Source organism: Billgrantia aerodenitrificans (assembly GCF_021404405.1).
GTDB lineage: Bacteria > Pseudomonadota > Gammaproteobacteria > Pseudomonadales > Halomonadaceae > Halomonas > Halomonas aerodenitrificans.
Window position 1 is genome coordinate 460,348 of record NZ_JABFTV010000001.1, and the last position, 20,108, is coordinate 480,455.

At 62.8% G+C, this 20,108-nt stretch carries 18 protein-coding genes and 2 pseudogenes; 14 read left to right on the forward strand and 6 right to left on the reverse strand.

Features of this window, described 5'->3' with window-relative positions:
• Positions 1 to 642 carry a nitroreductase family protein gene (locus tag HOP59_RS02235; RefSeq protein ID WP_234252664.1) on the forward strand — a complete coding sequence of 214 codons (642 nt, stop codon included), beginning with the start codon at positions 1 to 3 and terminating at the stop codon, positions 640 to 642.
• Here the strand turns inward: HOP59_RS02235 and HOP59_RS02240 are convergent.
• A pseudogene (locus HOP59_RS02240) lies at positions 639 to 943 on the reverse strand (cupin domain-containing protein). The gene HOP59_RS02235 and the pseudogene HOP59_RS02240 sit on opposite strands and share 4 nt — an antisense overlap.
• Positions 944 to 1,109: 166 nt before the next feature.
• On the opposite strand from HOP59_RS02240, the gene HOP59_RS02245 reads away from it, so the two are divergent.
• From HOP59_RS02245 to HOP59_RS02260, 4 genes are all read left to right on the forward strand, one after another.
• On the forward strand, positions 1,110 to 1,979 hold the full coding sequence (locus tag HOP59_RS02245; RefSeq protein WP_234252665.1) for a LysR family transcriptional regulator: 870 nt from the start codon (positions 1,110 to 1,112) through the stop codon (positions 1,977 to 1,979).
• A 96-nt stretch (positions 1,980 to 2,075) separates the two neighbouring features.
• Positions 2,076 to 2,435, forward strand: a complete 360-nt coding sequence (locus HOP59_RS02250; protein WP_234252666.1) for a YciI family protein — start codon at positions 2,076 to 2,078, stop codon at positions 2,433 to 2,435.
• Between the two features lie 7 nt (positions 2,436 to 2,442).
• Positions 2,443 to 3,690, forward strand: a complete 1,248-nt coding sequence (locus tag HOP59_RS02255; RefSeq protein WP_234252667.1) for an RNA polymerase sigma factor — start codon at positions 2,443 to 2,445, stop codon at positions 3,688 to 3,690.
• 78 nt (positions 3,691 to 3,768) lie between these two features.
• Positions 3,769 to 4,131 (forward strand): DUF1428 domain-containing protein, encoded by a 363-nt coding sequence (locus HOP59_RS02260; RefSeq protein WP_234252668.1) that lies wholly within the window; start codon positions 3,769 to 3,771, stop codon positions 4,129 to 4,131.
• Between the two features lie 7 nt (positions 4,132 to 4,138).
• On the opposite strand, the gene HOP59_RS02265 is transcribed toward HOP59_RS02260, so the two are convergent.
• Positions 4,139 to 5,416: an MgtC/SapB family protein gene (locus HOP59_RS02265; protein ID WP_234252669.1), complete on the reverse strand. Its 1,278-nt coding sequence runs from the start codon at positions 5,414 to 5,416 to the stop codon at positions 4,139 to 4,141.
• A gap of 183 nt (positions 5,417 to 5,599) precedes the next feature.
• Here HOP59_RS02265 and HOP59_RS02270 point away from each other — a divergent pair, with 183 nt between their 5' ends.
• The 5 genes from HOP59_RS02270 (at position 5,600) to HOP59_RS02290 (ending at position 10,596) form a co-directional block, all read left to right on the forward strand.
• Entirely contained in the window at positions 5,600 to 6,532 is a 933-nt protein-coding gene (locus HOP59_RS02270) for a CysB family HTH-type transcriptional regulator (protein WP_234252670.1), read from the forward strand.
• A 101-nt stretch (positions 6,533 to 6,633) separates the two neighbouring features.
• Positions 6,634 to 7,689, forward strand: a complete 1,056-nt coding sequence (locus HOP59_RS02275) for a sulfate ABC transporter substrate-binding protein (protein WP_234252671.1) — start codon at positions 6,634 to 6,636, stop codon at positions 7,687 to 7,689.
• A 67-nt stretch (positions 7,690 to 7,756) separates the two neighbouring features.
• Positions 7,757 to 8,590, forward strand: coding sequence for a sulfate ABC transporter permease subunit CysT (cysT, locus tag HOP59_RS02280; protein ID WP_234252672.1), 834 nt, complete (start codon positions 7,757 to 7,759; stop codon positions 8,588 to 8,590).
• A 12-nt stretch (positions 8,591 to 8,602) separates the two neighbouring features.
• Positions 8,603 to 9,490: a sulfate ABC transporter permease subunit CysW gene (gene cysW, locus HOP59_RS02285; RefSeq protein ID WP_191224757.1), complete on the forward strand. Its 888-nt coding sequence runs from the start codon at positions 8,603 to 8,605 to the stop codon at positions 9,488 to 9,490.
• A gap of 26 nt (positions 9,491 to 9,516) precedes the next feature.
• Entirely contained in the window at positions 9,517 to 10,596 is a 1,080-nt protein-coding gene (locus tag HOP59_RS02290) for a sulfate/molybdate ABC transporter ATP-binding protein (RefSeq protein ID WP_234252673.1), read from the forward strand.
• 161 nt (positions 10,597 to 10,757) lie between these two features.
• On the opposite strand, the gene HOP59_RS02295 is transcribed toward HOP59_RS02290, so the two are convergent.
• From HOP59_RS02295 to HOP59_RS02310, 4 genes are all read right to left on the reverse strand, one after another.
• Positions 10,758 to 11,606 carry a hypothetical protein gene (locus tag HOP59_RS02295; protein ID WP_234252674.1) on the reverse strand — a complete coding sequence of 283 codons (849 nt, stop codon included), beginning with the start codon at positions 11,604 to 11,606 and terminating at the stop codon, positions 10,758 to 10,760.
• 78 nt (positions 11,607 to 11,684) lie between these two features.
• A complete protein-coding gene (locus tag HOP59_RS02300; protein ID WP_234252675.1) occupies positions 11,685 to 12,566 on the reverse strand; it encodes an ABC transporter permease in 882 nt (293 codons plus the stop codon).
• Complete coding sequence (locus HOP59_RS02305) at positions 12,563 to 13,396, reverse strand: ABC transporter ATP-binding protein (RefSeq protein WP_234252676.1); 834 nt, start codon at positions 13,394 to 13,396, stop codon at positions 12,563 to 12,565. Before HOP59_RS02305 ends, HOP59_RS02300 begins: the two co-directional genes overlap by 4 nt.
• Positions 13,396 to 14,406 carry an ABC transporter substrate-binding protein gene (locus tag HOP59_RS02310; protein ID WP_234252677.1) on the reverse strand — a complete coding sequence of 337 codons (1,011 nt, stop codon included), beginning with the start codon at positions 14,404 to 14,406 and terminating at the stop codon, positions 13,396 to 13,398. The genes HOP59_RS02305 and HOP59_RS02310 overlap by 1 nt, the downstream gene beginning before the upstream one ends.
• 227 nt (positions 14,407 to 14,633) lie before the next feature.
• On the opposite strand from HOP59_RS02310, the gene HOP59_RS02315 reads away from it, so the two are divergent.
• The 4 genes and pseudogenes from HOP59_RS02315 to HOP59_RS02330 all read left to right on the forward strand — a co-directional run.
• Complete coding sequence (locus HOP59_RS02315; protein WP_234252678.1) at positions 14,634 to 15,557, forward strand: TauD/TfdA dioxygenase family protein; 924 nt, start codon at positions 14,634 to 14,636, stop codon at positions 15,555 to 15,557.
• Between the two features lie 109 nt (positions 15,558 to 15,666).
• Positions 15,667 to 17,040, forward strand: a complete 1,374-nt coding sequence (gene chrA / locus HOP59_RS02320) for a chromate efflux transporter (protein WP_234252679.1) — start codon at positions 15,667 to 15,669, stop codon at positions 17,038 to 17,040.
• 93 nt (positions 17,041 to 17,133) lie between these two features.
• The gene (locus HOP59_RS02325) at positions 17,134 to 18,009 is read left to right on the forward strand and encodes a bifunctional nuclease domain-containing protein (RefSeq protein WP_234252680.1); all 876 of its coding nucleotides are present in this window, start codon (positions 17,134 to 17,136) and stop codon (positions 18,007 to 18,009) included.
• A gap of 289 nt (positions 18,010 to 18,298) precedes the next feature.
• Positions 18,299 to 19,681: pseudogene (locus HOP59_RS02330) on the forward strand (methyl-accepting chemotaxis protein); the annotation flags it as partial.
• Positions 19,682 to 20,108: the final 427 nt, after the last annotated feature.

Consider the following 20,108-nt stretch of genomic DNA (forward strand, 5'->3'; position numbering starts at 1 on the left):
ATGTCCGTCATGGAAGCCCTGCACTGGCGCTATGCCGCCAAGCGCATGAATGGTACGAAAGTGGCGCGAAAAGCGCTGGATGACATCCTCGATGCGGCGCACCTGGCGCCATCCTCCTATGGCCTGCAGCCCTACAGCGTGCTGGTGATCGAAGAGCCGGCACTGCGCGAGCGCATCCGGCGCACTGCCTGCGATCAGCCCCAGATCAGCGAATGCTCCCATCTGCTGATCTTTGCCGCCTGGTCCGAGGTGGATGGACGGCATGTGGATGAGCTGATCGAACTGACAGCCGCCTCCCGCGGCCTCGACCCGAAAGAGCTGGAAGGGTATCGGCAGGCACTGCATGGCGCCGTCGCCGGCTTCGCCACGCCGGAGGCGCGATACCATTGGGCGGCCCGGCAGGCCTATATCGCCCTGGGCACGGCCTTGACTGCCGCCGCAGCGCAGCGAGTCGATGCCTCGCCGATGGAAGGATTCGATCCTGCCGCGCTGGACGCCCTGCTTGGGCTCGAAGAGCAGGGCTTGCGCAGTGTGGTGTTGCTGGCGCTCGGCTATCGCGATACGCAACAAGATCGCCTGGCTGGGCAGGCCAAGGTGCGCTGGCCCAGGGAGCGCTTCGTGGTGGAGTTGAGCGGAGCCTAGACGCTGCCTTCCTTCTCGACAACCAGCACCCGGGCTTCGCCGACCGGGCAGGCGACATGCTCGGTGCCTACCGAGGCATAGAAAATGTCGCCCACTTCCAGCAGTTGGCTATGTTCGACACCGTCGCGGCGATAGCGCATTTCCACCTGGCCACCACGAAGACTTCCTCACCGTCGTTGACGTGCCAGCGGTAGGGCTGGTCGGTCCAGTGCAGGCGGGTGGTGATGCCGTTCATGTTGGCGATGTCCTGGGCGCCCCAGGCACGCTCGGCGGTGAAGCCCCGGCTGCGGGTGATTTTCATGAATTGAATTCCTTGGAGTCGGTCCGAGTTTTTCAGCCGTATCGGTGCAGAGTTTAAGCGGAGTTACTGCTTCTTTCTGCTATATTTTTTGGTTGAAGATGCTGCGGTGTTTCAAAACACCTCATTAATAATAGCCGAGTCATTTTATTTATAGCGAAACTTTATAATGCTCGATCTCCTGCTGCTCCGTAGCTTCGTGTCGGTCGTCGAAGAGAGAAGCTTTACGGCTGCCGCCAATCGGCTGCACCTGACACAGCCCGCCATCAGCGGACACTTGCGCCGCCTGGAGTCCCAACTGGGCAAGGCGTTACTCGAACGAACCACCCGCAGCGTTCAGCTGACGCCGGATGGAGAACGCCTGCTGGGCTATGCGCGTGCAATTCTGGCGTTGAATCGGGATGCCATGGAAGAGGTTTCCCGCTCTGCCGAGCAGCGCAGCATTCGCTTTGGAGTGTCAGAGGATTTCGCCAATGAACGCTTGCTTACGCTATTGAAGCGTTTCATGCAGTGCCACCCTGCTGTGGATATCGAAGTCCGCGTCGGCATCCCAGGGGAGTTGCTCGGTGCCATGCGTCAGGGTTACGTCGATATGGTGCTTGGGGCGCAATGTGGCGAGCCTGTCACGGGAACCCGCCTATGGCAGGAACCCTTGGTGTGGGCCTGGAGTGAGCATGCGGAACAAGAGCTTCCTTCGCCCTTGCCTCTGGCGCTCTTCCCTGAACCCTGCCCCTATCGGGAGATTGCCTTGGCTCAACTGGCCATGGCAGGCATTGCACAGCGCACTGCCATACTGTGCATGAGTGGGGCCGGTCTGCGTGTCGCCGCCGCAACCGGATTCGCCGTCGCTCCCATGCCGGCCAGCCAATTGAAGCCGGGGCTGATTGCTTTGTCCGCAGAGCATGGGCTGCCGGAATTGCCCGCCGCGGAAATCATGCTGGTCAGCGAAGCGAGTCATTCAGAGTGGGGCCTTTTGAGGGCATTGGCGGATGCCCTGTTGGCTGGCATGCGGCCGGTTCGAGCGGTCGAGACTGCCTGATTCGTGATGTTCATTAGCACGCCCTGTCGATTCACGGCGTGCTGGTTCGATCCCTTATCAGGCAGCCATGAGGCTGCGTTTACTGGAGGAAGTCCCATGCAATACATGCTGATGTGCTGTATCGACGAGGCGCTGTGGAATGGCCTGCCCGATGCCGAGCGCGATGCCGTCATGCACGATTACAACGCCCTGATCCAGGAGATGGTTACCAGCGGACACTATCGGGGTGGGGCTCGACTGCAGTCGGTGGAGTCGGCCACCACGCTGCGCGAGCAGAACGGCAATACGGTGATGCTGGACGGCCCCTTCGCCGAGAGTCGCGAGCAACTGGGCGGCTTTCACGTGGTGGAGTGTCGCGACCTGGACGAGGCCTTGGCGCTGGCCCGGCGTATCCCGCCGCTGCGGGTCGGCGGTTCGGTGGAGGTGAGGCCGGTGGATCCCGCCTATCGATTGTGAGGACTGCGTGTCTCTGGATGAGCTGTATCGTCGCGAATATGGCCGCGTACTGGCCAGCCTGATTCGCCGCTTCGGTCACTTCGAACTGGCCGAAGATGCCGTGCAGGCGGCCTTCGAGGCGGCAATGGTGCAGTGGCCGGCCGAGGGCTGGCCGCCGAACCCGACCTCGTGGCTGATCGCCACCGCGCGCCACAAGGTGGTCGATCAGCTGCGCCACCAGCAGATGCGCGAGCGCAAGGGCGACGAGCTGCGTCAGCACCTGGAACTGCTGCTGGACAACGACCTCGAGAGCGAGCCCCTCGACAGCCTGCGCCTGATCTTCGCCTGCTGTCACCCGGCCCTGGCCCGGCCCGCCCAGGTTGCGCTGACGCTGCATACCGTGGGTGGGCTGCGCACCGAGGAGATCGCCCGCGCCTTCATGGTGCCGGTGCCGACTCTGGCCCAGCGCCTGGTACGGGCCAAGGCCAAGATTCGCGATGCCGGCATTCCTTTCGAGGTGCCCGACGACACCGCCCTGGGCGAGCGCCTGGAGCCGGTACTTGCGGTGATCTACCTGATCTTCAACGAAGGCTATGCGGCCAGCTTCGGCGACGATTGGGTACGCAGCGACCTGTGCCGCGAGGCGATTCGATTGGGACGCATGCTGGTACGACTGCTGCCGGCGGAGCGTGAGGCGCGAGGCCTGCTGGCGTTGATGCTGCTGCATCATGCCCGGCGCGATGCACGCACCGATGCGGCCGGCGATATCGTGCTGCTGGATGAGCAGAATCGCTCGCGCTGGCATGCCGATGAGATCGAAGAGGGTAGTGCCCATGTGGGTATCGCGCTGCGTGGCGGCCTGCCCGGCGGCTATGCGGTGCAGGCCGCCATCGCCGCGTTGCACGCCGAGGCGGCGACTCCCGAAGAGACCGACTGGCGGCGCATCGCCGCGCTCTACAGCCTGCTTTACGCCATTCAGCCTACGCCGGTAGTGGCGCTCAACCGGGCCGTGGCGGTGGCCATGGCCGATGGGCTGCAAGCGGGCTTGGAGCAGCTCGACAAGATCCATCTTCCCGGCTATCACCTGCTGCCCGCCACGCGCGCCGACCTGCTGCGTCGGCTGGGGCGCCCTGGCGAGGCGGCCGAGCATTACCGCCAGGCCCTGGCATTGGTGACCCAGGGCGCCGAGCGGCGCTTTCTCGAGCGGCGCCTGCGAGAGGTCACGGCAGCGCACATCACTGTCGATTTTGCCGCTGCTGAATCGAAGACCCCATGAGCTTGGCCATCCGGGCCGGCTCAATGACTCACTCCATGTCTTACTCAACAACTGACTCGACAACAGGGAGACAAGACCATGAGCTATGTCGATGGATTCGTATTACCGGTGCCGGAAGGCAATCTCGATTCCTATCTGGAGATGGCCCGAAAGGCCGGGGAGGTCTGGCGCGATCACGGCGCGCTGGAATATGTGGAGTGCGTAGCCGACGACGTCAAGCCGGGGGTGCACACTTCCTTCCCCCAGAGCGTCAAGCTCGAACCGGGGGAGACGGTGATCTTCTCATGGATTCTCTATGCTTCGCGGGAGGAGCGCGACCGCATCAATGCCAAGGTGATGGAAGACCCGCGTATGGCGGACATGATGGATCCGGCCAATCACCCCTTCGATGGCAAGCGCATGATCTGGGGCGGCTTTCGTGAGGTGGTGAGGCTGCCTTGACGCAGCGTCAGACCAGCCAGGCCACGGCGAGCCCGAGCGTGGCCGAGGCCAGCAGCGGGCCGACCAGGCAGCGCGTCAGGCGGGCATTGCCCGCGCTGAAGGTCAGCACGACCTTGAACAGGTTGTTCACCGAAGCTGCCAGCACGATACCCGTCACGGCGGTGGCGGGTGTGATGGTGTCCGCCGCCATGCGACCCAGCGACAGGGCGATGGCATGCACGTCGGCGATGCCGGCGGTGGCGGCCAGCAGGTACAGGCCGGCATCCCCAAGCCAGGCGCGTAACCATTCGCCTAACACCATGACCGCCGCCAGCAGGGCGCCTAGCAGCAGTGCGGCGCGCAGCTCCAGCGGGTTCTGGCTCATCGGACGTTCCGCCTTGAGATCGTGGCGGTGGCGGCGCCACAGCCACAGCGCAGGCAGGAAGAGGGCCAGCCCCATGGCCGCGAGCGGTGCCAGCATCTGAGGCAGCATGGCCGGGCCGACGAGGGCGGCATAGAGCAGCAAGCGGGGTAGCATGGTGCCGCAGGCCAGCAGAATGCCGGCGGCGAGCATCGGGGAGAACTGCGGTTCACGGCGCGCTTGCCGGGCATACTGAAGGGTCAGGGCGGTGGAGGAGCTCAGCCCGGCGAACAGGCCGGTGAACAGGATGCCCTTCTCGGTGCCACCGAGACGCACGGCAAAGTAACCGATGAACGAGATCGAGGCGATCAGTACCACCAGCCACCAGATCTCGTAGGGGTTGAGTACGCCGCCGGGGCCCATGTCCTCGTTGGGTAATAGCGGCAGTACCACCACGCTGATCAGCAGAAGCTTCAAGGCGGCATCCAGCTCGTTGGCATGGAGTTTGTGCAGCAGCCCGTGAATCTCGCGCTTGTTGTCGAGAATCAGCGCCGTGACCACGGCGCAGGCCGTCGCCAGGGCGATATCCACGGAAACCGCCAGGGCGCCGAAGCAGAAGGTCAGCAGCAGCCCGATCAGGCCGGTGATGCTGTAGTCGCCGCTCTTCTCCATGCTGGCTCGATAGCCGGCCAGCGCAATGCCGGCGACCGCCAGGAAGATCAATGGAAAGGCCCAGTATGTGAGTACCTCCGAGAGCAGCGCGGCCACGCCACCGAACAGGCCGATCAGCGCGTGGGTGCGCACTCCGGCCACGCGTTCGCCGGACTCCCGTTCGCGGGCGGACCAGCCTCGTTCGATACCGATCAGGGCCCCCAGCAGCAACGCCACGGCAAGCTCCATGAGTATCAGGTTATCGGCGAAAAAGTCGCTGACGAGGTCGTCCATGGCGCTTCCTTGTTCGTGGGCACGCCCTAAGAGTGGAACCTCGTCGCGTTGGCTTCAACCGCCCGCTCATGAAGGGGGAGTCTCTCCTGCTTGGCTGATATCCATATCGCATAAAATTACTTAAGAGAATAAAAAAAGGAATTTATATTCCCAAATATGATTATCTGATGCGGCAGCGAGACCATGAATTTTCAGCAATTGCGTATCATTCGCGAGACGGTGCGCCGAGGCTTCAATCTCACGGAAGCCTCAAATGCGCTCTATACCTCTCAGTCGGGGGCCAGCAAGCATATCCGCGACCTGGAAGAGGAGCTTGGCGTCGAGCTTTTCGAGCGGCGCGGCAAGCGCATCCTGGGACTGACCCAAGGCGGAGCCGCACTGGTCGAGATCATCGAGCGCATCCTGCTGGATGCCGAGAATCTCAAGCGCTCGGCGCATCAGCTCACGCACGAAGATCAAGGTAGCCTGGCCATCGCCACCACCCATACCCAGGCCCGTTATGCGCTACCGCCGATCATTGCCCGCTTCAAGCAGATCTTTCCCAAGGTCCATCTCGAGCTGCACCAGTGCGGACCCGATGAGATCGTCTCGCTGCTCAAGGCCGGCAAGGTCGATATCGGCATCGCTACCGAAGCGCTCCACGAGGAGGGGCAGCTGTTTGCCTGCTTTCCCTTCTACCACTGGTATCACGGCGTGATCGTGCCCGAGGGGCACCCCTTGGACAATGGCGAGTCCTTGACCCTCGAGCGCATCGCCGAGCACCCCATCGTGACTTACCATGAGGGTTTTACCGGGCGGGCACGTATCGATCGGGCCTTCTCCGCGGCCGAAGTGATGCCCGATATCGTGCTGACAGCACTGGATGCCGACGTGATCAAGACCTACGTGGAGCTCGGGCTCGGTGTCGGACTGATCGCCTCGATGGCTTATCACGAGGAGCGCGACCGGGGTCTGACCCTGCTCGATGCCAGTAACCTGTTGCCACGCAATACCACCTACCTGGCGTTGCGACGCGGTCATTTCCTGCGCGCTTATGCTTATCGCTTCCTTCAGCTATGCCGCGAGGATCTCGACGAGGCTACCGTGCAGTCGGTACTGGCAGGAAAGGCAGCGTAAGCACTATTCGTGATAAGCAATCCATTTTATATTCGTTAATGTGCTTAAGCCGCGAGGGTAACCTGAGCGTATCACCTCATCAATGCCTCAGGAGTAACGCCATGACCCAACAGGCCATCCGCCCCCAACGCCGCCTTCTCCCGCTGACCGCCGCCGTGCTGCTGGGCGGCGCCCTGCTCACTGGCCTCGCTGGCAGCGTTACCGCTCAGGAGCGGGTCGAGCTGCTCAACGTCTCCTACGATCCCACCCGCGAGTTCTATCGCGAGTACAACCAGGCCTTCGCCGAACACTGGCGAGAGGAGGCGGGCCAGCAGGTCAACGTGCGCCAGTCCCATGGTGGCTCCGGCTCCCAGGGGCGGGCAGTGATCGATGGCCTGGACGCCGATGTGGTGACTCTGGCGCTGGCCTACGATATCGATGCCATTCACGACCGCGCGGGTTTGATCCCCGAGGATTGGCAGTCGCGCCTGCCCAACAACAGCTCCCCCTACACCTCTACCATCGTGCTGCTGGTGCGCGACGGCAATCCCAAGAATATCCAGGACTGGGACGACCTGGTACGGGATGACGTCGAGGTGATCACCCCCAATCCCAAGACCTCCGGCGGCGCGCGCTGGAACTACCTGGCCGCCTGGGGTTACGCCCTGCAGAAGTATGACGGTGACGAAGAGCAGGCCTACGAGTTCGTGCGCGACATCTACGCCAACGTGCCGGTGCTTGACCCCGCCGCTCGGGGTGCCACCAACACCTTCGTGCAGCGGCGCATCGGCGATGTATTCATTGCCTGGGAAAACGAGGCCTTCCTCTCGGTGGAGCAACTCGGTCGGGGAGAGTACGAGATCGTGATGCCGTCGCTGAGCATCCTGGCGGAGCCGCCGGTCACCGTGGTGGACGCCAACGTCGACCGTAAAGGGACCCGCGAGGTGGCGGAGGCCTATCTGGAGTTCCTCTACACCGATGAGGCCCAGCACCTGGCCGCCAAGCACTTCTACCGGCCCAGCAATGAGGAGATCCTCGCCGAGTACGACGAGCGCTTCCCCGAGCTGGAGCTGTTCACCATCGACGACGTTTTCGACGGCTGGAAGAACGCCCAGGAGACCCACTTCAACGACGGCGGCATCTTCGATCGCATCCTCGAGGAGATCAACGCCGGCTGAATGCTTGGTACCGCCGACACATGAAGAGGCGCCCTTGCCGGGCGCCTCACGACGTTGAGGATTCATCATGTCGATTGCCTTGCCCCGCCGCCGGGTCATTCCGGGTTTCGGGTTGACCATGGGCTTCACGCTACTTTATCTAAGTTTGGTCTTCCTGATTCCGGTGGGCGCCTTCCTGCTCTACACCGCCACCATGAGCTGGGAGACCTTCTGGAACGCCGTGACCCAGCGCCAGGTCGTGGCCTCCTACAAGCTCTCCTTCGGCGGCTCGCTGATCGCCGCCACCATCAACCTGGTATTCGGCGCCCTGGTCGCCTGGGTGCTGGTCCGCTACCGCTTCCCGGGCAAGCGCCTGGTGGTTGCCCTGGTGGACCTCCCCTTCGCCCTGCCCACGGCCGTGGCCGGCATCGCCCTGGTCACCCTCTATGCCAGCAGCGGCTGGGTCGGTCAGTACCTCGACCTGTTCGGCATCCGCGTGGCCTATACCCAGCTGGGAGTGATCGTGGCGCTGACCTATATCGGCCTGCCCTTCGTGGTGCGCACCGTGCAGCCGGTACTGGAGGACCTCGAGGCCGAGTGGGAAGAGGCCTCGGCCAGCCTGGGCGCCGACCGCCTCACCACCGTTCGCCGGGTCATTCTGCCGGCGCTAATGCCGGCGCTGCTCACCGGCTACGCCCTGGCCTTCGCCCGCGCCCTTGGCGAGTACGGCTCGGTGGTCTTCATCTCGGGAAACCTGCCGTTTCGCACCGAGATCACCCCGCTGCTGATCGTTGCCAAGGCCGAACAGTACGACTACCACGGCGCCGCTGCCATTGGCACGGTGATGCTGCTGGCCGCCTTTCTCATGCTGCTGGTCATCAATGGCCTGCAGTGGTGGACCAGCCGCCGGTACGGACAATAACAGGAGCCCCTCGTGACCACTGCGACCACCGTTCTGGAAACCCAAGACACCCTCGCCAAGCGCTGGCGACGGGCCACCGAGGAGCCCGCCTGGCTGCGCCTCACGCTGATCGGCACGGCGCTCACTTTCCTGGCTCTGTTTCTGGTGCTGCCCCTCTCCGTGGTGCTGTATGGCGCCTTCGAGCAGGGACTCGGTGTGTGGTATGCCGCCATTCGCGACCCCGATGCCATGGCGGCGATTCGCCTGACCCTGCTGATCGTGGCGATCGTGGTGCCGCTCAATACCCTGTTCGGTATCGCCGCGGCCTGGGCCATCGCCAAGTTCGAGTTCCGCGGCAAACCGCTGCTGATCTCGCTGATCGACATGCCCTTCGCCATCTCACCGGTGGTGGTGGGGCTGATCTTCGTGATCCTGTTCGGCTCTCAGGGCTGGCTCGGCCCGTGGCTGTCGAGCCACGACCTGCGCATCATCTTCGCCGTGCCCGGGATCGTCATCGTGATCGCCTTCGGCACCCTGCCGTTCATTGCTCGGGAGCTGATCCCGCTGATGCAGCAGCAGGGCAAGGAGGAAGAGGAGGCCTCGCTGACGCTCGGGGCCAGCGGCTGGAAGACCTTCTGGCATGTCACCCTACCCAACATCAAGTGGGGGCTGATCTACGGCATCATTCTCTGCAACGCCCGCGCCATGGGGGAGTTCGGCGCCGTAGCGGTAGTCTCGGGCCGTATCCGCGGCGAGACCAACACCATGCCGCTGCACATCGAGGTGCTCTACAACGAGTACATGTTCACCGCGGCCTTCGCCGTCTCCTCGCTGCTCACCGGCCTTGCCCTGGTCACCATCGCCATCAAGAGCCTGGTCGAGTGGCATGACGAACGTCGTCAACGCCTCGCCGTCCTCTGACACGCACGCTTCAGGAACTCTCCGCCATGAGCATCGAGATCGATCACGTCAACAAGCACTTTCGCGACTTCGTCGCCGTCGACAACGTCAGCCTGACCTTTCGCGAGGGTGAGCTGACCGCCCTGCTCGGGCCCTCGGGGTCGGGCAAGACCACGCTGCTGCGCATCATTGCCGGCCTGGAGCAGCCCGATACCGGGCGCATTCGCTTCCACGGCGAGGACACTACCGATCTGCACGTCAGCCAGCGCGGTGTCGGCTTCGTCTTCCAGCACTATGCATTGTTCAAGCACATGACCGTGTTCCAGAACGTCGCCTACGGGCTCACCGTGCGCCCGCGCCGCGTTCGACCCGGCAAGGCCGAGATCAAGCGCAAGGTCATGGAGCTGCTGGAACTGGTCCAGCTCGACTGGACCGCCCACCGCTATCCCCATCAGCTTTCCGGCGGGCAGCGTCAGCGCATCGCTCTGGCCCGTGCCCTGGCGGTGGAGCCCAAAGTGCTGCTGCTCGATGAGCCCTTCGGTGCCCTGGATGCCAAGGTGCGTGCCGAGCTGCGGCGCTGGCTGCGTCGCCTGCACGATGAGATCCATGTCACCAGCGTCTTCGTCACTCACGACCAGGAAGAGGCGCTGGAGGTCTCGGATCGGGTAGTGGTGATGAACAAGGGGCGCGTGGAGCAGGACGGCTCCCCCGAGGAAGTCTACGATCACCCGGCCAACCCCTTCGTCTATCAGTTCCTGGGCAACGTCAACCTCTTCCATGCCCGCGTGCATGACGGCGTGGCGCGCATCGGCGACGTGGCGCTGCCCGCGCCGGAGTACGAGGGTTACCGCAACGAGCAGGGTCAGGCCTACGTGCGCCCCCACGAGATCGAGGTCTTCGCCGACGCCCAGCATCAAGATGCCCTGCACGCCAAGGTGGAGCTGGTCTCGGTGGTCGGCCCCACGGTTCGTCTGGAGCTGCGCACCGACAACAGCGAGGCATTGGTGCACGCCGAACTGCCTAAATACCGCTACCGGGCGCTGGGGCTCCAGCAGGGCGGTGATGCCTGGATTCGCCCCATTCATAGCCGGGTATTCCTGCCCGACTCGCAAGTGAGCAATGGATAAGCGCAATGGATAAACAAGGGCGCCGTCGAAGCGTTGTCCATGCCCTTTGGCATGGATGCCTGCGCTGGTGGCGAGCGCCTGGTGGGAGCCAGTGCGGCGGCAAGCCGTGGTTCGGCCCGCCGGATATCCGTGATTGGGTCGACGGGCCTTGAAACCTAGCGTCAAGCGCGTTGGCTGACTGCGCTCGCCCCCCCATCTAGCATCTCGCCCATTAAGTTGCCACTGACCAGAGTTGGCTCCAGAGGCGTGACGATACCGAGATCTCCTGGGTTGTCGACCATCGGCCACCAGACCGTCAAACCGATGGCATGCGCCTCACGATTCCACTGCGTGAGCCTTGCCCAGTGCTGGCGCCCCTGGCGGGCCAGGCTCATGGCATGGGGTTCGGGCGTGACCCACTCAACACCAGCGTCCAATAGCTGGCGCCAGGCCGAGGGCTCGGTATCCAGCGGTACTCCATGAGCCAGCAGGTGGTAGCCATGTGCGTGAAAGCTTCGGCTTGCATCATGCGCGTGAGCGTCCGTCAACAACCGTAGTGCGCTCAGGCGCAGCACGACCTGGCGTGGGTATAACCCCAGGCGAGCCAACAGCGCCTCGAAGACCGTCCCATGGGAGGCTTCCACGGCTTGGAGATGGCGCCAATGCACGTCGACGATCAGCGGGGCGGCATCGACCCCATGGCGCGAGAGGTGGTGCAAGGCATGTAATACGCGCAGGAAACGGTCCAGAAAGATCACATCCTCCCTATCCCAGCTCAGGAAATAGAGCGGGTCGGTCGTCTGTTGGGCACTATGCTGGTCAAGCAGTTGGATATGGCTGTCGTGGGCCACCGCCGAGAGACCGGCCAGCTCGAAGATAGGCTGCTGGCCTGGTTGTACGCGCTTGCCCGCCAGTTCGGCAGACACCCTGCCGTTCTCATAGAGAAAGCGGGCATGCCGACGCAGGCTGGCTTGGGGGTTGAAGGCCTCTAGATGGGCATTGAAGTAATCGATCACTTGGGTGAGGGGCATGTCGGCTCTCCTTGGCAGATGACGATCAGGGTGGGCGTGCCGCGGTCAGAAAAGAGCGCGCCCGCTTCGAGGTAGCGCTCAGTGCACCATGCCCCAGCGCTTGACGGTGATGCGTTCCAGGCTATTGAAGATCAGGTTCTCCACCAGCAGGCCGATCAGGATCACCACTACAAGTCCGGCGAAGACGTTGTCGGTATAGAGCTCGTTGCGGTTCTGGAAGATGTACCAGCCAAGCCCGCCCTGCCCGGAGGAGGCGCCGAACACCAGCTCAGCGGCGATCAGGGTGCGCCAGGCGAAGGCCCAGCCGATGCGTAACCCGGCCAGTAGAGCCGGCAGTGCGGCGGGGATCAGGATGTGGGCCACGTAGCGCAGGCCGCGTAACCCATAGTTGCGGCCGGCCATGCGCAGCGTCTCGGAGACCCCCTGGAAGCCTTGGTGAATATTGACGGCCATCGGCCACAGCACCGAGTGCACCAGCACGAAAACCAGGCTGGCCTCGCCAAGGCCGAACCACAGCAGCGCCAGGGGCAGCAAAGCGATGGCCGGCAGTGGACTGAACATGGATGTCAGACTGCTGAGCAGGTCGCGCCCCAGGCGGGTGGAGACCGCCAGCGTGGTGAGTGCAAGGGCCAGCACGGCGCCCAGGGCGTAGCCCTTGAGCAGCACCGAGAGCGACACCGCACTGCGTTGGATCAAGGTGCCGGAGACCAGCCCCTGCCAGAGAGCCGTTGCGGTATCGCTGGCACCGGGAAGCAGCAGAGGGTTGGCCTGATAGCGGGCGGCCAGCTCCCACAGGAGCACGAGTGCAAGCAGGATCATCCCTTTGCGCACGGCGCTCAGATCCCAGAGGCGTTGCCAGAGGGGGCGAGCCACCGCCAGCTCGCCGGGCTCGACAGGGGGCAGGTCGTGTATTCGGTCGGGCCGGTTGTCGCGACCGAGGCTCAGGGTATGCAGGCTCATGACGGCCTCTCGTGCTCGAACAACAGTCGGTGAATCTGCCGGGTGCGCGCCTTGGTGGCGGCGCTGCCGAGGCTCGTCAGGCTATCCGTCTCGCAGCCCAGTTCGGCGCGAACGCGTCCGGGGTGAGGTGAAAGCAGCAGCACCCGGTTGCCGACGATCTGCGCCTCCTCGATGGAGTGGGTGACGAACAGCAGGGTGAAGCGGACCTCTTCCCAGAGGGCCAGCAGCTCTTCCTGCATCTTGCGTCGGGTCAGCGCATCCAGTGCGGCGAAGGGCTCATCCATCAGCAAGATGCGCGGTTGCATGGCCAGCGCTCGGGCGATGGCTACCCGCTGCTTCATGCCGCCGGAGAGGGTGTGTGGATAGGCATCGGCGAAGGCGGTGAGGCCGACCTTTTCCAGCGTCGCCAGGGCTCTTTGTTCCGCTTCGCGGCGCCCGAGGGTGCGCGAGGCCAGCAGGGGGAACATCACGTTCTGCTTGACCGTCTTCCAGGGCGGCAACTGGTCGAACTCCTGGAATACCACCACTCGGTCGGGCCCCGGTCCGGCGACCCGCTGGCCATCGAGCCGGATCTCTCCCTCTACCGGTGAGAGAAAACCGGCCACTGCCTTGAGCAGGGTAGATTTGCCGCATCCCGAGGGACCCAGCAACACGTAGCGGTCGCCTTCCTGCACATCGAAGCTGACCCGCTGGGTGGCCTTCACCACCTGGCGGGGCGTGCGGTACTCCAGGGTGACGCCATCCACCGCCAGGCGCGGTGTGCCGGTTTGTGGGTGTGGTGTGGTGCTGGCTTGCCGCCTGGCCAGGGAAGTTGCCGTAGCTGCCGTCATCAGCTTCCCTCCCAGGCATGAGCCTCGTCGAAGAAGTACTCTTGCCAGCTTTGCGGCAAGTGGCCAATCGCCTCCACCTGATGCAGAAACTCTGCTAGGGGGTAGGTGTTGCGCGGCACCAGCGAGAAGCTCACCTGCTCGTCGGTGATCAGGGTCGTTAGAAAGTCATTGTCCAGTTGGCTGCCGGTGACGCGGCGGTATGTCTCTGCGGCGCCGGCCGGATCTTGCTCGATATAGTCGCGGGCCTCGGCCAGGGCCTCGAGAAAGACGGCATATACCTCGGGGTTCTGCTCGCGGTAGCGCTCGGTGGCATAAAGCAGTGTGGGGGAGATCGGTCCGCCGAAGATCTCGTAGGAGTCGGTCACCTTGTGGATGCCTTCTTGCTCCAGCGCCTGATACTGGAAGGGGATGGCCGAGAAGTGAGCGCTGATCTCGGTGCCGTTGGAGAGCAGGGCGGCTGTGGCATCCGGGTGCGGCAGTGAGACGGTATTGGCTTCCAGCCGGTCATAGGACTCGAGGCCGAAGGTATCGGCCACCGCTTTCTGCAGGAAGCGCGACTGCACCGACACCCCGACGGCGGGTACGGCGATGCGGTGTTCGGGGCCGAAGTCCTCGAGCGAGGACACCGCGGGATCGTTGGTCAGCAGAAAGTTGGGAAATTCGCCCAGCGAGGCCACGCCCTTGACGTTGGCGCTGCCTCGGGTGCGATCCCATACCGTGAGCAGCGGGCCCACACCGGCACTGGCAATATCGATCGCGCCGGAGAGCAGTGCGTCGTTGACCGCCGCGCCGCCGGAGAGCTGGCGCCACTCCACCTCGATGTCGAGGCCCCGTTCGGCCCCGAGCGTCTCGATCAGTTCCTGGTCGCGGATGACGTGCAGCAGCAGATAGGTAATGCCGAACTGCTCGGCGATGCGAATGCGCTCGTTTGCTTCTACGGGCTGTCCGCCGACGGTAGTGGCCAAAGCCAACAGGGCGATTGCGGCGACACGAGAGTGCTGTATTGGCATGGAAGGCTCCCAGTTCCAGAATGAGTCAAGGAACCGTCACCTTGCCGACACCGCAAAGTGCTCGCCAATGAGTTGTCCTGCTGTGCAAATCACTTAACCAGTGAAATGTTTTTCAGCTCTTGTCGAATCCGCTTATCGTGATGTGTTAAGCGGGAATTGCCATTGGGAAACTGCCATGGCCACTGCTTGTATAGGGCAACTCAATCCCTGAAATACGGAGAACTCCGATGCCCGAACAAGCGCCCAAGGTGAGGAAACTAAGCGGCCATATCGGTGCCGAGATCAGTGGCCTGGATCTGGCTAGACTGGACGACCGGGAGTTTAAACGACTGCATGACCTGTTTTTGGAGCATCAGGTCCTTGTGCTGCGCGACCAGACGCTGACTCGCGACCAGCATATCGCCCTCGGGAAGCGCTTCGGCGAACTTCATGTCCACCCTATGGCCAAGGGGCCGGAAGGCTATCCGGAAATATTCCCTATCGAGGCGGGGGCCAACTCCACCAACGATCCCAAGGCGATCCGCGCAGGCAAGAAAGCCGTCAATGGTGGGCATTGGCATTCGGATGTCTCCTGCGATCCGGAGCCGCCGTTAGGGAGTATCCTCTACCTGCGCGAGGTGCCCGAATTCGGTGGCGACACCCTGTTCTCCAGCGGTTATGCCGCCTACGAGGCGCTGTCGCCCGCCATGCAGAACTTCCTTGAGGAGCTGACCGCCGTGCACTCCGGGGAGGCCACCTACCGACTTCACTACGGCGATCAACGCGCTCAGGACCGCAGCCGCTTCGGCATCAAGAGCGAGACTCCCTACCCCGAGGCGTTGCACCCGGTGGTCCGCTGCCATCCGGAAACCGGGAGAAAGAGCCTGTTCGTCAATCGGGGGTTCACCCGTGAGATCGTCGAGCTGGGGCATGCGGAGAGCCAGGCCCTGCTGGAGTTCCTCTATCGTCATCAGGAGACACCGGAGTTCCAGGTGCGCGTGCAGTGGACTGCCAACACGGTGACTCTCTGGGACAATCGCTGCACCCAGCACCGTGCCGTCTTCGACTACGCTGGCCAGGTGCGACGGGGAGAGCGAGTGACGGTCAAGGGTGATCGCCCTGAGCCCGTGTTGCGACATGAGTCGCTGCCATGGGCGCTGGCGGGAGCCTGACAGGGCAGTCAGCTCGATAGGCAAGGAAATGCTCCTGCGGTGGTTCGCCGAGCCATAACAGGGCAGAATTCTGCTCTCGAACCGCCATTTTCGTGCTGTGAGCGTATCCATGCCCCCTGTCACTGAAACGCCCCACCAGATTCCCTTTCGCGAGGCCGTGATGGTCTGGCTGCGCGTGGCCATGCTGAGCTTCGGCGGCCCGGCTGGTCAGATCGCCGTGATGCATCGTATCCTCGTCGAGGAGAAGAAGTGGATAGGTGAGAAGCGTTTTTTGCATGCGCTCAACTACTGCATGATGCTGCCGGGGCCGGAGGCCCAGCAGCTGGCCATCTACATCGGTTGGCTGATGCACCGCACCAAGGGCGGCCTGGTGGCGGGCAGCCTGTTCGTGCTGCCCGGCTTCATCGCCATTCTGGCGCTGAGCTACCTCTATGCCGCGCTGGGCAACGTGGGCCTGGTGGAAGGCCTCTTCTTCGGCCTCAAGGCCGCCGTGCTGGCGGTGGTGCTCCACGCCGTAGTGCGTATCGGCAAGCGGGCACTGCGTAATCGGGTAATGATCGGCCTGGCGGCGGCAGCCTTCGTGGGGATTTTCTTTCTCGAACTCGCCTTCCCGCTGATCATCCTGGGAGCCGCCTTGATCGGCTTCTGGGGCGGCAAGCGCGGCATGACCGCCTTCCAGGCGGGAGGCGGTCACGGGGAAGGTGATGCTCATGGGCTGAGCGACCGTGATTCTCTGCTCGGGGAGGGGCTGCCGGCCCATGCGCGCCCAAATCGCAGCTGGTCGCTGCGCGTCTCGGCAATCTTCCTGCTGCTGTGGCTGACGCCGGTGGCGCTGCTGCTGGTCATGCTGGGGGGCGACAACGTGTTCAGTCAGATCGCCACCTTCTTCAGCAAGATGGCGGTGGTCACCTTCGGTGGCGCCTATGCCGTGCTGGGCTATGTGACCCAGGAGGCGGTGCAGAACTACGGCTGGCTGGCCCCGGGGGAGATGCTCGACGGCCTGGGCATGGCCGAGACCACGCCGGGCCCGCTGATCCAGGTGGTGCAGTTCGTCGGCTTCATGGGCGCCTATCGCGAGGCCGTCGGGCTCGACCCCATGCTTGCGGCGACCCTGGCGGCGGTACTCACTACCTGGGTGACCTTCGTGCCCTGTTTCCTGTGGATCTTCCTCGGTGCCCCCTACGTGGAGCGGCTGCGTGACAACCGCGCTCTCAGTGCTGCGCTCTCGGCCATCACCGCCGCGGTGGTGGGGGTGATCCTCAACCTGGCGATCTGGTTCGGTCTTCACGTGATCTTTGCCGAAGTCGTCGAGCGGCATCTGCTCGGGGTGCGCCTGCTGATTCCGCAGTTCGGCACGCTGGATCCTCTGGCCCTGCTGCTGGCCGCCGGCGCCATGGCCGCCATCTTCCACTTCAAGATCGGCATGCTCAAGGTACTGGGCGGCTGTGCGCTGTTGGGTGTGCTGTTCTCTTTGGTTTTCTAGATGCCAGCCGGAGCAGGAGGAGTAACGGCATGGCGGGCCGGCGCCATGGGTGCCATGCTGAACCCATGACCTGCAGCCTTGCCGGAGAAATCTATGTCGTTGCCAAAACTCGGGAGTTACCTGCTGTCGTTGCTGTGCGGTGTCGCGCTGCTGGCGGCCTCGATGGGTGCCGCCAGCGCACGGGAGCTTGCTGCCGAGATTGGCGAGATGGTCGAAGTAGAGATCGCCACGGTGGGGGTGGCCGGCTTCGGCGGCCCGCCCGTGGTGCTGCTTCGGGAGCCGGGGGCTCGCGAGGTGATCCCCATCTTCATTGGCGTCAACGAGGCTGGTGCCATCCTGCGCGGCCTCGCCGGAGAGCGTTCGCCGCGGCCCATGACTCACGACCTGCTGAGCGATGTGCTGGGTGAGATGGAAGCCACCCTGGAGCGTGTGTATGTCGATGCCATCGTCGACCACACCTTTCTCGGCATGCTCGAGCTGAGCCTGCCGGGGCGCGACGAGCGGGTGCGTATCGACAGTCGCCCCAGCGACGCCATCGCTCTGGCCATCCATGCCGGGGCGAGTATTCATGTGGCACCTCAGGTGCTCGAGGCGGCACGGGACATCGAGTACGAAGGTCTGGACGATCAGGTGGTGGTGGCGCTCGGTATCACCGTGGCGCCGGTCACTGCCGATCTGCGCGAAGCGCTGGGGTTGCCCGACCAACCTGGCGTGCTGGTCAGTGACGTGCGTGGCCCAGCGGCCGACGCCGGCCTGGAGCCGGGCGCGCTGCTGCTAGAAGTGAACGGTGAGGTGCCCGAAACGCCGCTGCGCTATCTCGAACTGGTGCGCGACACGGCCGTGGACGAAGACGCCCGGCTACGCTACTGGCAGCAAGGCGAGGAGTACGAGATCGAGGTCACCACCGACGTGCCGCCGCGTGAGCCCATGCCGAGGCCCAGGCAGGACGTGCCTGGTATTCGTACATGAGACCTTTAAAGAAACCTTTCAGGTGAATTATAATGCTCTAATTATAATTAATTAAATTCTCCTAAAGTTACTTATACTGAGGCCGTTAAGTGTATTGAGGCCGCAGTTTTCTTCATTGGATATTCCGCTCAGGTGAAGCATGAGTTAGAGCTTTTGCCCTTTGTGATGGCATCGCCAAATCAGTTGTGACGCTTGTTGCTAGAGCGCTGCCCTGAAGGAATGGCTCATTGAGGAAATTGTCGGCTGTGTGTACGACATAGACACGGAGACGGCAATGACGATTACCATAAAAGCAAGACTCATCATGTTCAGCATCATGTTTCTTGCCTTCCTGCTGCTGGTAAGTGGGTTTGGACTAAGTGGCATGAATACCAGCAATCGGGCCATCCAGACCGTATACGAAGATAGGCTCATTCCCACTATACAGCTAACTCGAATAGACGAGCTCATGCGTGAGAATCTCATTGCCATGAGCCAAATGGTGCTGAATGATCCCCGCTTGGAGCGAGGCGGTGAAGAGGCCCGTTCATTTGGCGACATACAAGCCGACATAGAAAACAATGCCGAAGAGATAGACGTCACTTGGCAAGCGTTCACCGCGCATCGACTGACAAATGAAGAACGTCAGCTCGCTGAAATGTTCGAAACCCGTCAGGGAGAATTTGTTGCCACAGGGCTCGAGCCAGCACTGGAGTATTATGCGGATGGTGATTTTTCGGCCGGTAATCGCGTATACCAGCAGCTTACGCTCCCTCTCTTCCAGGCTGCCAACGATGTGGCTCATGAATTGATCGACTTGCAAGCGGCAGTTGCTCAGGATGAATTTTCCAGCGCCCTGGATTATTACGTGTTCGAGCGAAACCTCATCATTGGCGCCTTTCTTCTCGCTTTGCTGGTTTCGGTTGGCATGAGTTGGTGGTTGATTCGCGCCATCGGGCAGCCGCTCAAGCGCATGATGGAGCATTTTTCGCTCATGGCCAAAGGCGATCTCAGCCAGCCTATCGTGACCGGCGCGAAGGACGAGGTAGGGCTTGCCTTGAGAGCACTGGCTGACATGCAGGAACAGCAGCGCGAGCTGATCGTCTCGATCCAGCAGTCGGCAGGAAACATAGCCACGGGCTCAGGGCAGATAGCCTCGGGAAATACCGATCTTTCCCAGCGAACCGAAGAGCAGGCTTCCAGTCTGCAGGAAACCGCAACCAGCATGGAGCAGGTTGCCGCTACGGTTAAGCAGAATACCGAGCATGCGGCCCAGGCTAACCAGCTGACCCGCGAGGTGAGCCAAAGTGCCGAAACCGGGGGTGAAAAGGCCGACTTGGTGGCGGGAAAGATGCGCGAGCTCAACGAGAGTTCGGAGAAGATCAGTGGCATCATCGAAGTCATAGATGGCATTGCTTTCCAAACCAATATCCTCGCCCTCAACGCCTCGGTGGAGGCGGCTCGTGCCGGCGAGCAGGGCCGTGGTTTTGCCGTCGTTGCGCAGGAAGTACGCAATCTGGCTCAGCGCTGTGCCGATGCGGCGCAGGAAATTCAGTCACGGGTGGATCAGAATGCTGGGATCGTCAAGGAAGGAAGCCTGCTGGTCGATGAGGCGGGTACGGCGATGGATGAGATCGTGACAGGCGTAAAGCGCGTGACCGAATTGATGGATGAAGTGGCACGCGGCTCTCAGGAGCAGAATGCTGCCGTCGAGCAGGTGAGTGTAGCGGTGAATCAGATGGACCAGGTGACCCAGGACAATGCGGCTCTGGTTGAGCAGACGGCCAATGCCTCGGCGTCATTGGAGCAGCAGGCGAGGGAGCTGAGCGAAGCGGTGGCGTCCTTCAAGATTCATCGACAGGACATGCGCCAGGCTGGCATCTCAGGTCGTATCGTTGCCAAGAGTAAGGCTACCCTGGTCGCGCCACCCGCTGAGAGTCATGACCCCCGGCCGAGTCAGGCGAAGCGACAGATGGAACCGGAGTGGGATAGTTTCTGACACGCTGGTAATGCGTGCTCCTCAAGATGGGAGCTCGCTTGCGCCGTTCAATGTCCTGTCGCCGCCAGAGTCTGCCAGGAACAGCCGGGAGCGGTCTTTGCGGAGCAACGGGCAGTGCAAG